The organism is Thermoanaerobacterium butyriciformans, assembly GCF_017874545.1.
GTDB lineage: Bacteria > Bacillota > Thermoanaerobacteria > Thermoanaerobacterales > Thermoanaerobacteraceae > Thermoanaerobacterium > Thermoanaerobacterium butyriciformans.
This window is the reverse complement of sequence record NZ_JAGGLT010000028.1, coordinates 1-13,299: the sequence shown is the minus strand read 5'-3', so window position 1 is coordinate 13,299 and position 13,299 is coordinate 1. Positions and strand designations below refer to the sequence as shown.

The window sequence follows — 13,299 nt, the reverse complement described above, 5'->3', positions numbered from 1 at the left end:
GCTAATTATTTGCCAGCATCTTGAACCCAAACATTTGTCAATTCTGATAAGAATTGATCGTCATTTTTTATAAGTCCAGCATAATACTTTTGAATGACATTAGAACCATCAACATCTATTCCGTTAGGGAAGTAGTTGTTATACACCCAAGGAATGATTTGGCCTTTATCAACATACTGAGCAACTTCCGCTGCCAGTGGAGCCTTTGGAGCCTTTACTCCTTTATATGCTGGAATAAACTTCAAAGTGTCTGCAGAATATTCTTGTCCTTTATCGCTTGTAATCAACCAATCCAAAAATTCAATTGCAGCTTTTTGTTGTTCTGGCGTTGCATATTTATTTACACGCCATGCAGTAGCAGTACCAACAGCTAATTTTGTATTTCCACCTGTCGGGAATGGAATAATTCCATATTCAAAATTTGGTTTGTCTTGATCCAAAACTGATTGTACCCAGTCACCTTGGTGTATCATAGCATATTTGCCGCTTGCAAATCCCGCCACTTGATCGTCGTATGAATCAAGCGCCTTATTTGTATATGGTTTTATCTTGTCCATATCTTTTATCCATTGCACTACACTTGGTATGTCTTTCATAGTGATTTGTCCTTTGTCAAGTTTCTCTATATCTGTCTTGTAATTTGGATCAACTGCAAAAGCCCAGTTAAAAGGATGTATAAATGAGAAGTATGTCTCTTTCGCAAAAGCAATAGGTTTAACAACGCCATTTAATTTCGACAATTTTTCACATGCATTAACCAATGCATCGATGCTTGTTATTGATGCTGGATCTATGTTTGCTTCTTTAAACAAATTCTTATTGTAAATCAAACCATAGCCTTCAACTGCTGAAGGAAGACCATATAACTTGCCATCAACAGTAACATCGTCTTTTACTCCATCTGCCAACATTTCAGCAGCCTTTGAATTTTTTATTTCAGCCATATATGGTTGAAATTTAGGAGTATCTGGTCCTGCAATAGTAAATATCGTAGGTGCTTTTTCTGGTGATGCAGAAAACTGCGATTGTAATACAGTAGCAAAATTATCTCCTGAAGTACCTAAAAGTTTCACTTCTACTTTATCCTGTGATTTGTTGTAGTCATCAATTATAGTTTGGAGATCAGACTGTATCTCGGTTTTGCTTTGCATCACTGTTATGGTTATCTTGCTATTTTGGCTGGAAGCTGTTCCATTTTGACTAGTTTTGCTATTATTGCTTGATGAACATCCTGTCACTAAGGCAATTATTAAGATCGTCGAAATTAATAAGCTTAATATTTTTTTCATACAAACGCTCCTCCTATTTTTTAATTTTTATGATGATTGTAAAATCACAATTGAAGTTTTTTTAGCACCTCCTTTTAGTTTTTCCAAGATGAGCAATATCGACTTATTATACATAAAGTAAAATTTGACTTAAATTCAGCAAGCATTGATACGACAAATATTCTGTTAAAAAATATATTTAACAATTTTAATGTTTTACTCGATTGCTTGCCAAATTTAAGCTTAATAAAGCATAACTGTAACCGCTTACAGTTATATTGTAACATCTTTTTAAAAAATAATCAATAGCTTTTAAATTATTTTTTTAATTTTTTTGTGCATTTCTTTAAATGCAGGACTGGCGAATAATCAATCTGTGCTTTAAAATAACTCTCTTTTCAGATATTTTTTTATTGTCTATTATCTTTATCAACATGCGAGCTGCAACAGCGCCAATATCGTACATAGGCTGCGCAACAGTAGTTAAAGCTGGCCTCGTTACCTCTGCCAAATCGAGATTATCAAATCCTATTATAGAAACATCTTCCGGACATCTTAGACCAGCGTCATAAATGGCATTAATAGCACCCATAGCCATTACATCACTGAAGGCAAAGATAGCATCTGGTTTAACACTGCCTTTTAGTATTTCTTTTGCAGCTATATAGCCACCTTTTGCTTTAAAATTACTTTCTTTTATCAACTCATCATATACTTTAAGACCAGCTTCTTTCATAGCATCGAGAAATCCGTAAAGCCTATCAACACTATCAACAGTTTCTTTCATACCGTTCAAATCGCCATGGATGACACCTATTTTTTTGTGACCTTGCGATATCAAATATTTTGTAGCGTCATAAGCAGCTTTTTTATTGTCTATTACTACATACGGCACATCATAATTCGTCGCTCTTCCAGCTAATACTAACGGTATTTTTCTGTCTTTGAAAATATTATATATTTCATCTGAAAAATAGTCGCTATGGAATATTATACCATCCACCCATCTGCTTTTCAACATATCAATGTACTGTATTTCTTTATCTCTGGAGTTATCGGCATTACAAAGAATTATATTGTACTTATATATATTGCATACATCTTCTATTCCGCGAACAACTTCACTATAATACGGGTTAGATATGTCAGGAACTATTAAACCTATAGTGTTTGTCTTCTTCATTGCCAAACTGCGAGCCAATATGCTTGGCTCATAGCCAAGCTCTTTTGCCGCTTTCAATACACTTTCCCTTGCCTTTTCGCTGACGTATGGACTATTATTAAAAACTCTTGAAACAGTTGCTGTTGAAACGTTCGCCAGTTTTGCTACATCATCTATATTTGCCATACAGACCACACATTCCCTTCGCAATTAACTTAGAGTCATAATGCATATAAAATAGTAACCGCTTACAATTATATCACATTAATTTTAATACATCAACACAAATCATTTAAGACCTGTTGTAGAAATCCCCCCTATTCGCATTATTTATCTTTAATAGGCAAAGCAGCAATTTCTGCTTATGCCTATTACACATCTAATTAACTTCAAAATCTTTTCCTTTTATTTTTACTTTTATCTTCTTTCCATTGCTTTCGAGAATTTTTACATCAACGCTATCTTTAACAATATTGATTTGAAGCAAATTGCCTTTCCAATAAATTTGATACGACAACTTTCGCCATTTCTCTGGCAACCATGGATTGATATTCAAGGCACCCTCTTTGTCAACGTACAAACCGCCAAATCCAAATACGGCAACTTGCCATGTACCTCCAGCAGAAGCAGCATGGAGACCCTCTTTTGTGTTGCCTTGATTATCTACAAGGTCCACATTAGCACTCCTTAAGAAAGAATAATATGCATTCTTATAATCCCCAACTTTCAGTCCCATGATAGCATACATGCTGGGACCTAACGAAGATTTATGCATCGTTCTCTTCTGATAGTATTCGTAGTTTATCTTTTTCGTCTCATAATCAAATTCTTCACCTAATAAGAGCATAAGCATCACTACATCAGCCTGTTTTACAAGCTGCGTATCATTTAATTTTGTAATATCTACACCGTCAGGCCATATCGGCATATTATTCTCATCAAACTTATCTATTACATAATCTTTTCTTTTAAAATAACCTTCAAACTGCTCTAAAATCTTTTTTCTTTATCAAATGGTATATAAATTTTAGGAATAATATCTCCCCAGTTTTCCAGTTCATCTTCTGTCAAACAAATCTTAGATGACAACATTTCGTACGTCGACGGATAGTCCTTTTTCAAAATCTCAACGAATTCAATTGCTTTTTGAATATTCCAGCGCGCCAGATAATTAGTATATGAATTATTGCTTACATGTTCGTGAAACTCATCAGGTCCAATTACATCATTTATTTCATACCTATCTAAAGAACTATTGTACTCACATCTTGATATCCAAAATCTGGCAGTTTCCAATATCATTTCTATCCCGTATTCAAGCATAAAATCTATATCATCTGTGGCTCTGTAGTACTCAAAAACAGCGAAAGCTATATCAGCAGTTATGTGGTACTCTATATCTCCTGTCCATATTCTTACAGGATTGCCTTTATAATCAAGACCCCATTGTGGTGTCTCTTCATTTCCTGTGTCAGCAGATTCCCATGGATATTGAGCCCCTTTATATCCATTTCGTATGGCATTTTGTCTTGCCGCATCCAAAAGATTGTATCTATACATAAGAAGTGTCTTAGCTGCTTTTGGATATACATATATAAAAAATGGAAGCATAAATATTTCTGTATCCCAAAAAACATGGCCTTTGTATCCTTCCCCATGGAGAGCTTTTGCTGCAATGCTTACCCTATGGTCACTTTCGTTAACAGAGCTCATCAGATGAAATACATTGAACCTCAAAGCCTTATCTGCCTCATCATCGCCCTCTATTTTAATATTTGCAACATTCCAAAGCTTTTCGTATATTTCAATGTGCTTTAAAAGTTCATTATCTATACCCTCTGAAGCAAAATTGTAAACATCTTTCTCAACTTCACTTTTAATCTTTTCCTTTGATACATCCCTTGACGTGTAAGTTGAAACAAATTTATCTACTTCGACAGTTTTATTTTCAGTTACATCAAACTCATAGTATTCTGAAGATATTTCACCTAACGGAGCAAATCTTTTATGCTTTACAATATTGTTTCCATCATCGCTGCGATAAATTTTTACATAAAAGCCTGTTCCAATCCTGGTGTCATCATCTCTTGTAGCCGTTTCAAGGTAACAGCCACCATTGACAAAGTTAGTGTTTTCAACAATGCGTAAATGCTTTGTCTTTTGAGCTGGATTTTCTTTTGAATTTAACACAGATCCATCAATTATGTTTTCTATAGCAATGGTCCCACTATAATTCACAGGTGTTATAAATAGCTTTATAGCAGCACGATGAATGTTATGTTTGCTTAAAAATCTGTAGCCTTCTATATGGGTAATCATTCCAGAATCATCTTTTAATGTAATGCCTCTAAACAAGATTCCATGTTTCATATCTAAAATTCTGATAAAATCTAAGATTTCACATTTATCAGGATTTAAATTTTTTCCATTAACATATACCTTTATGCCAACCCAATTTTGTACATTGACCAATTCCCTTACCTGAGCTTCTGACTTATCAAAAATTCCAGCAATATAGTTGCCTGGACATTCATCATCAGAGCCTTCTTCAAAACTTCCTCTTACTCCCATATATCCATTTGCAAGAGTAAAATTTGTTTCATACCTTTGATTTAATTTTTTGTCATATCGGTCCTGCGAAATAAGCCATTTATCATCGCTTAACAACTTATTTATATTGTCAACAAATGTGTATCTAGTCACACGTATACCTCCTGCTAAATGATGTATCCGAAACGTTTTGGTGACTTTCTAAAAAAATTATATTTTTTTTGCTGATTGGCGAATAACAAGCCTATGGGGTACTACGATATGTTTTGGTTTTTCACCTTTTATTATAGACACAAGATGTCTGGCTGCCATATAACCTATTTTATAATTTTCCTGCCGTATTGTTGTCAAATCTGGTGTTATCAATGATGATAATTCAATATCATCAAAGCCAACTATAGATATGTCATCAGGAACACGCATACCAAGATCTTGTGCAGCCTTTAATGAACCTATGGCCATCAAATCTGAAGCGTGAAAAACTGCAGTAATTTCAGGATTTTCAAAAATCATCTTCCTAAAGCAATTATATCCTCCATCTTGAGTAAAATCATCAAAGACAACATATTCGTCTTTATAAGGAATATTGTTTTTGTAAAGCGCCTTTTTATATCCTTCCAATCTTTCAAAACTCACTGCAGCATCATTATGTCCATTTATAAAGCCAATATTCTTATGCCCCAATTTTATTAAATAGCTTGTTGCCTCAAAAGCAGCTTGCACATTATCTGAACTGACATAGCCTACTTTATCATTTAATATAGGAATATCTATCAACACAGTTGGAATATCTGTGTTTTTTATCTCCTCTATATACGGATCGCTTAATTTTAAACCCTCCACAATAGCGCCATCAACTTTCCTGTCATTGCATAATTTTTCATAAGGCGTCACATCTTGTGAAGCCGGATCAACCGTATACAATATAAGGTCGTATTTATCTTTTCTTAAACCCGCCTTTATACCTGCCAATATCTCCAGAAAAAACGGATGGTACGCACCTGGTTTAATAAGTTCTGAAACAACCAGACCTACTGTATGAGTCTTATTGGTCACTAATCCTCTTGCAATAGAATTAGGAGAGTAATTTAACTCCTCAGCTATTTTCTTGATTTTTTCTCTTGTTTCTTCACTTACATCCGGATATCCGTTTAAAGCTCTGGAAACCGTAGTTACAGAAACACCTGCGTATTTTGCAATATCTTTTATAGTAACTGCCATTACATATCCACCTTTTCCAAAACGTTTTGATTTAATTTTATTGTATACCATTTCTTTTCATATGTCAAGATACATAATAATAACTTTCTTAAAACAAATTTTTAAAGAATTTAAGTCATACAATAACTATTTAGATGTATATCTGAAAATATATTTTATGCCAAGCGAAAATAATATTAACATAGAAACAAGTCCTATAAATCCTGCAATTGTTGTAAGAACTTCATTTTTATACCTAAAACTGTCTAATATAGAAACTATCCATAATATAGATAAAACACTCTCTTCAGCAAACAAAAAATAAATCATAATAAAATTCATTAATATTCTCTTAGCAAATATATTGTTTAGATATACAGATAAACAAACCAAAATAGATAAAAATATAAATACACCAAATTCTTGAACTGTCATGTATGTAGAATGACTTCCAGCAACAACTGCATACCAAATGTATTGTATAAATAAAAGGAAAGAAATAAGAATATATATAAAAATATTAATCAAATCCTTTATAAAACTGATCATTATACAGGCTCACCTCACTATCTGCATGAAATTAGCAATTCTGTCTATTGTATAAAAGGGATCTGCATTATCACCAATGCCTAATACACAAATGTAGTCAAAAAGCACTTTTCTGTATGAGTGCTTTTTGACAAATAAAAGTTCTAATAACTTAAAGTTTTATCAATTCTCTCTCATTGATACTGCCATTTGCAAAGCATCTATCGGTTTAAAATTGTAATTTATATAGTAAACACTGGATTCTTTTGCCCAGTAAATATTAGTTGTCGTTTTGTTCTTAGATACATTAACTACAATCAGCCCTTTATACAGTGGAATAGGCAAATTATAGTTTTGAAGATATTTGACCATCTGCTTAGCAATGTCTAATTGCGGCTTTTCTTCAGAATTAACCTCAACAGTCCATCTGCCTTCTTTCCATTGAACGCTGTATTTACCTTTCTTATAATAGATATGCCCCCAAATGAAATCCTTATAATTAAGTTTCTGGCTTTCATCGTCAACTATAAATCCATTGTTCTGTTCAATGGCGCTTATATAATTTTCGGCGTCGATATCAGAGCTGAAAAGAAGGCCTCCAAAATCTCCAATGATATTATTAGCATCATTTAAATTAGATTCTATTTTAGAACTTTTTACATTAAGGGGCTTATCAGTTATTATAAGGTCCACATTGTAATTATCATTAAATTTACCCATTTCAGGTACTGCAGTTATATACAGATTCTTCTTGTCTTCCGGCAATGGTACAACAGAAGGCGCGTAAATTTTTATGATTGCGTTTCCCGTAATGTCTTTCAATGCATCAATAATGACAGGATTTATAAATTCACTGTTCTTTTGGTTATTATCCTTTCTTGCAGGATATTGCTGCTGCCATGTTTGACCACCATCTAATGTATTTAATATTATGCCATTACCGTTTTTTGTGGAAGCAATCCATCCATTATAAGTATCTACAAATGATATTGGAGTAGGTCCTTCAATCAAGCTTTCCAAATCAAGTTGAGGTATAGTGTAACTGCTCCAAGTATTTCCACCATCTGTCGTCCTGGAAATTATAATTTTGTCGCTTTCATTATCTGGATTCAAACCAATAGCAAAAGCAGTGTCTTTATCAACGATGTTGATTGTACTTAAATACGAGCCTAAAAAATTGCTCGATTTATGGCTCCCATATAAATCAGCAAAATAATTTTCTTCTGCTAGTGTACTCCACGTTTTGCCACCATCATTTGTCTTTAAAATAAGATAAGGGTGTTTATTCATTGATGATGATTTACCTCTATAAATGACCCATATATCATTTAAATCAATTGCGGAAATTTCAACACTCCATTCCCCTTGCAAATACGGATTAAACAAAAAATTCCACGATATTCCACCATCTTTCGTATAATATATGCTTTTATTGTATGATGCGAAACCATGGTACTGATCGACAAAATCATATGAATCTATTTTTATTTTAGTGGTTATACTTTCCCAAGTTTGTCCGCCATCATTTGTAACGTAAAGCTTATCGCCTGAAAGTCCATAACCTTTATCAACAGTTACAAATTTTATATTTGTTATATTTACACCCAATTTCGGCAATTCAGTCCAAGTCTTGCCACCATTGGTAGTTCTTAATATTGATTTATCCGATATTGCCCAACCATAAATCGAATTAACAAAATCAAATGCCAATATATTAAAAGAACCAGTATGTTCTACACTCCAATTCTTGCCTCCGTCATTTGTTGAAAGAATAATCCCTTGACCACCTGCCCAGCCATCTTTTCCATTTATGAAATAAATAGCCTGAAGACCAAACTTAGGAACGTTATTTAAATTGTAACTATATTCAGCATTTTTGTTAATCTTAGCTATTTCGTTATTTATACCACTTTCTTGCGTTTTATTTATGCCGCAACCAGACAAAAAAAATAATAATGTTATAAATAGCGCCATTATTTTATAAGTTATTCGCCACATAGTAGTGACTCCCCTTTTTTATTTCTATAAATAAATTTTAGCAAATATTTAGATAAAGTTTATTAAAAAATTATTAATTTTTAATACCATATGGGCAAACTTTAATGCAAATACCGCAAACAGAGCCTCTTCCTATATGTTTAAAATTTTTATTCATATATTCACTGCACGCCTGTGCATCAACAATTTCTTTTCTTTCTATTCCGGCTTCCCATAATTTCCCGTAAAGTGCCATTGCAGGGCAGCTTTTAACACATAAGGTACAATTTCCGCACTTGCTAGTCTCTATCGGTTTCCCAGCATCTAATTTAAAATCTGTCAATACCGTACCAAGTCGTACTCTTGGTCCATATTTCTCTGTAACCAAAAGATCATTTTTGCCAATCCACCCCAATCCTGCTTTTGTTGCAGCCGTCTTATGTTGAAATAATCCCCTGTATTCCCCAAGTTCTTTTATTGATTGGGATGCAGGTACTGCCAGAGCATTATATCCCCACTCTTCCATCATCAATACAGTTTTCAATGTTATCTGATCTATCAACGTATTTACTGAGCGATAATGATGAAAATAAGTATAAGTAGGCTTATTATTGATTTCATTTATTATTCTATCTGATAATTTAACTGCCACCGTTATTCCATACCTTAAATCTTTTAAATCATCAGGGAGTACATCTAAAAGATCTGAAAATCCAACAATTGATGCACCCCACTCTTTTATTTTTTCTTCAATAATTGATTGTCTATTCACATAAATCACCTTTTACTTTTTATTTCAACATCATTTTAACATAAAATTGCAATTTGTAAAAAGAATAAATTGCATATTTCTACACAAATTAATGATGGGAATAATTTTTAGGAGGAATAAATATGGCAAGAGGAAGTTGGAACGATAAACCAAAAGTAGTACCTGAAGCCCATCAAGCACTAGATAATTTAAAATATGAAATAGCTAAAGAACTAGGCTTGCCAGTAAAACAAGGTTCTGAAGATTATTGGGGAAATTTATCAAGCCGTGATTGTGGCGCTGTTGGAGGTCACATGCTTAGAAGAATGGTAAATTATGCCGAATCTGCAATGTCAAATGGCATAAGTATAAGTGGTGAAAAAGCAGCACAAAGAGGCAACGGTGCAGCAGGAAGCGAAGCAGAATATATGAAATAAATGCAAAAGAGAGTATTCAAGATACTCTCTTTTTTTAATATATATTTTGTGGTAGAATATAAATAGCATACAATATATTGTGAGGGGTGTAGTGCTTTGAGCTATGAAATTCAAGAATTAGCTGAGAATAAGCTAATAATATTATACATATTAAATAGAATAGATATGCCTATAACAGGCGAACAAATAAACAGAATAATCTCTGATAATAATTTGATGAATTATTTCTATTTACAGCAATATTTAAATGAATTAGAAGAAAGTAATTTTATCAAACTTAAAGAGAATAAATACTTTTTATCCGAATCTGGATTAAATGCATTAAAATTATTTTTCAAACACATACAAGAGGATACAAGAAAAAAAATCGATGAATATATAGTAATAAATAGAGAAAAATTCAAACAAGAATCTCAATATGTTGCAACATACTATAAAAAATCAGATAATGAATTCATAGCTAATTTACAAGTCATAGAAAATGATATCGTCCTTATCGAAATAAATCTAAATTTAGTCGATGCACAACAAGCTAAAATAGTGTGCGATAACTGGAAACAAAAATCAAATGATATATACAGCTATATCATAAAAGCCCTTACGCCTCAAAAATGAGACCATCGGGCTCTTTACCAACTTCTACTTTTTTTTCAATTTTAAAATCATTTATATTCACGATAATCAACTTATTTTCACCTGAAACTGATACATATGCGAAGTCTTTAAATACTTTAATATAAACTGGCATATAACCACAATAGAGTTCTTCACATTTCCGGGATTGTAAATTGATTTTCATCAATGTGTTAGAACATGAGTTTACCACAAATATAAAGCCATTATGGAATGCAATGGATATTGGCAATCTTCCGCATCGTATATTTTCAACAATTTCATCATTTATTATATCATAGATTGTTATAGAACCATCAAGCCCTGTTTCAAGGTATGTGTTTGCTATAAATAAAAATTTTTCGTCATCTGACAAACACATTCCATATGGTTTTGAATAAACTGATAATGTTTTTTCAATGCGCAAATTAAGTGGATTTATTAAAGATATCGAATCAGAATTCATATTGGATACAAAAATTTTTTTATGTTTTTTGCTGTAAAGTATAGATTGCGGTTGAAAACCGACTTTAATTTGCTCCAATATTTTACTAGATCCTATATCAAAAACACTTAAACAATCTGCATCACCATTTAATACATAAATAAGATTATTTAATATTATTCCATCATTTGGGGAAGGCCCTACATACACTGTATCAATTAATTGGAAATTCTCAATGTCAATGATACTTATTGAATCATCAAACATGTTCAGTGTATACAATTCTTTTTTGTATTTGTTTATAAGCAATCTATGAGGCCCTAATTGCGGTACATGACTTTTATCACCTTTAAAAGTAAATTTATCTTTCACCAATTCAAGAAATGCCTTCGTTCGGTTATCTTTTATAAAGCTTATTGTGTCATCGCCTTTGTTAGCTACAAATATTTTCAAAGTGCATCCCTCCACGCATATGCTACTTTATAATATGCATGGAAGTAATTAATGCCACAAAATGGTCGGGGCAACAGGATTTGAACCTGCGACCTCACGGTCCCGAACCGCGCGCGCTACCTCTGCGCTATGCCCCGACGCATTTACAATTTTATCATAAACAAATTATTATATCAAGTAATCAAGTAAGATTTTTTAATCTTTGGAGTAATTTATTACTTAAACAAATGCAAAATCGACAATGTTTAATGTACTGCTTTTGTTCATCATGATAGCTGTATTCAGCACAACAATATATTTTTATTAATTATGTATGAAGGGCTTTAAAGCCATGCTGACATATATGAAATGCTATCTGTCCCATAGATAAAGTGCCAAAATAAGCCCAAATATCCCTGCAACGAACTTGGACACCATAAATGGCACCAGCATGCTTGGTGCTACTCCTGACACAAACCCCATCTGACCTCCAAATACAAAAGCACCACTTATAGCAAAAGCCGAACAGACCACTTTCCCTTTGCTATTCATGTTTTTAAAATTGCCAAATACCAGCAAATTAGTAGCAAGATTGCCCAGCAAGCTCACAACAGATATGTCGTCTAGGCCACACCTGTCCCCTATTTTTTTAAAAAAATTGCTAAAAAGTCTCTCAAGCATAGCCAGCATTGGGTATGCACCAGCCAGTATAAAGGCAATTTTCCCTACCACAAACATAACTTGTTGCAGTGGAATAATTTCAAAGCCAAAGTTAATGCCAAAAATGGAGTAACTTCCTTGTGCCAGCAATCCCACAGCACTTAAGCCTATTATCACCTTTCCAAAGACATCAAAGCAGCTCAATAAAATATCAGGTGTCAATAATAAACCTATCCCTATAAAAGCTGAAATAACCAATATAGGCATCATATTTTTCAGTAGTTCAAGTAGATTTAGGCCAAACCACAATCCAGCGGCAAAGCAACCTATTGGTATCGCTATTATTCCTATCATCACACCTTTAGAAAAATATTTTTGCTCATCTTTAGATATCATACCCATAGCTACGGGAATGGAAAAACTTATGGCTGCACCTAGACTAGAAGCCACTACAATCCCGGAAAACAACCCCATTTTTTCATCAAGCGCCAGATCTCGTGCTATCTGATATCCACCCATATCAACTGCCAAAAAACTAGCGGCAATCGTAGAAGGGTCTATGCCAAAAAACTTAGATAAATGAACTATCGTTATTGATAGAGCTTGAGATATAGTAGGTGATAAAGAGTAAATACCTATCATGCCAAGTCCCACCGTTCCCATTGCTTTGATTCCTTCTTCAAACTTTTTACCCAATCCCAATGGTGAGCCTATAGCGTAATCAAATCCACCTATTGCAAAACACACACCTATCAAAAACAACACTACACTTCTCATTCTCTTTATCCTTTCATATTTTAGCCTTATTGTATCATTAGCACATGTATTTCTCAAGAATATTACACCAAATATTATACCAAATACATTTAGCGGCCTTTCGGCCGCTTTCATCACACGTCTATAATCTTTTCATACAAATCCTGCATATCGTACTTTATATGCTCATCTCGCGCAATTTTCAAAAGTCTTAAGTATTCCTCCCTTGCAAAGTCATATTTCAACTGTGCAAGTTTTGTTTTAAGGTAGTTGTCTTTTTCAACTCTTTCAAGATACAATTCGCTTTCCTTAAGTCGCTTTAGTGCATTATCTATCTCTTGTAGAAGTTGTGCACTGTTATATTCCATACAACCACCTTCTGGAGACTATAGTTCTCTATATTATATTATTTAAATATTTATTTTATGATTTGAGTGTCATAAGTGACATTTTTTAAGCTACTAATAACAACTCTGCTTGGATTTTACCTGTTTTTGTAAGAATAAATTTGATTTCGATAT

11 protein-coding genes, 1 tRNA gene and 1 pseudogene are annotated in these 13,299 nt (G+C 33.2%); 2 read left to right on the top strand and 11 right to left on the bottom strand.

From position 1 onward, the window contains the following. Positions 1-5: 5 nt before the first annotated feature. The 7 genes and pseudogenes from J2Z80_RS11450 to J2Z80_RS11420 all read right to left on the bottom strand — a co-directional run bounded on the left by J2Z80_RS11450 (position 6) and on the right by J2Z80_RS11420 (position 9,457). Positions 6-1,289, bottom strand: a complete 1,284-nt coding sequence (locus tag J2Z80_RS11450) for an ABC transporter substrate-binding protein (protein ID WP_209454510.1) — start codon at positions 1,287-1,289, stop codon at positions 6-8. Between the two features lie 325 nt (positions 1,290-1,614). Then, positions 1,615-2,616 carry a LacI family DNA-binding transcriptional regulator gene (locus J2Z80_RS11445; RefSeq protein ID WP_209454509.1) on the bottom strand — a complete coding sequence of 334 codons (1,002 nt, stop codon included), beginning with the start codon at positions 2,614-2,616 and terminating at the stop codon, positions 1,615-1,617. A 193-nt stretch (positions 2,617-2,809) separates the two neighbouring features. Then, positions 2,810-5,133: pseudogene (locus J2Z80_RS11440) on the bottom strand (kojibiose phosphorylase). 57 nt (positions 5,134-5,190) lie between these two features. Further along, positions 5,191-6,201 (bottom strand): LacI family DNA-binding transcriptional regulator, encoded by a 1,011-nt coding sequence (locus J2Z80_RS11435; protein WP_209454508.1) that lies wholly within the window; start codon positions 6,199-6,201, stop codon positions 5,191-5,193. Between the two features lie 126 nt (positions 6,202-6,327). Then, a complete protein-coding gene (locus J2Z80_RS11430) occupies positions 6,328-6,729 on the bottom strand; it encodes a hypothetical protein (protein ID WP_209454507.1) in 402 nt (133 codons plus the stop codon). A 162-nt stretch (positions 6,730-6,891) separates the two neighbouring features. Further along, a complete protein-coding gene (locus J2Z80_RS11425) occupies positions 6,892-8,706 on the bottom strand; it encodes a WD40/YVTN/BNR-like repeat-containing protein (protein WP_209454506.1) in 1,815 nt (604 codons plus the stop codon). 73 nt (positions 8,707-8,779) lie between these two features. Next, complete coding sequence (locus J2Z80_RS11420) at positions 8,780-9,457, bottom strand: 4Fe-4S double cluster binding domain-containing protein (RefSeq protein WP_209454505.1); 678 nt, start codon at positions 9,455-9,457, stop codon at positions 8,780-8,782. Between the two features lie 122 nt (positions 9,458-9,579). Here J2Z80_RS11420 and J2Z80_RS11415 point away from each other — a divergent pair, with 122 nt between their 5' ends. Next, a complete protein-coding gene (locus J2Z80_RS11415) occupies positions 9,580-9,873 on the top strand; it encodes an alpha/beta-type small acid-soluble spore protein (protein WP_209454504.1) in 294 nt (97 codons plus the stop codon). Between the two features lie 96 nt (positions 9,874-9,969). Continuing rightward, positions 9,970-10,488, top strand: a complete 519-nt coding sequence (locus tag J2Z80_RS11410) for a DUF4364 family protein (protein WP_209454503.1) — start codon at positions 9,970-9,972, stop codon at positions 10,486-10,488. Here J2Z80_RS11410 and J2Z80_RS11405 read toward each other — a convergent pair. The 4 genes from J2Z80_RS11405 to J2Z80_RS11390 all read right to left on the bottom strand — a co-directional run bounded on the left by J2Z80_RS11405 (position 10,472) and on the right by J2Z80_RS11390 (position 13,146). Beyond that, the gene (locus tag J2Z80_RS11405; protein ID WP_209454502.1) at positions 10,472-11,383 is read right to left on the bottom strand and encodes a YncE family protein; all 912 of its coding nucleotides are present in this window, start codon (positions 11,381-11,383) and stop codon (positions 10,472-10,474) included. The two genes, J2Z80_RS11410 and J2Z80_RS11405, sit on opposite strands and share 17 nt — an antisense overlap. Before the next feature lie 62 nt (positions 11,384-11,445). Then, positions 11,446-11,520, bottom strand: a tRNA-Pro gene (locus J2Z80_RS11400). Between the two features lie 214 nt (positions 11,521-11,734). Then, positions 11,735-12,913, bottom strand: a complete 1,179-nt coding sequence (gene eutH, locus J2Z80_RS11395) for an ethanolamine utilization protein EutH (protein WP_245301295.1) — start codon at positions 12,911-12,913, stop codon at positions 11,735-11,737. After that, complete coding sequence (locus J2Z80_RS11390) at positions 12,913-13,146, bottom strand: hypothetical protein (protein WP_209454500.1); 234 nt, start codon at positions 13,144-13,146, stop codon at positions 12,913-12,915. Before J2Z80_RS11390 ends, eutH begins: the two co-directional genes overlap by 1 nt. Positions 13,147-13,299 lie beyond the last annotated feature (153 nt).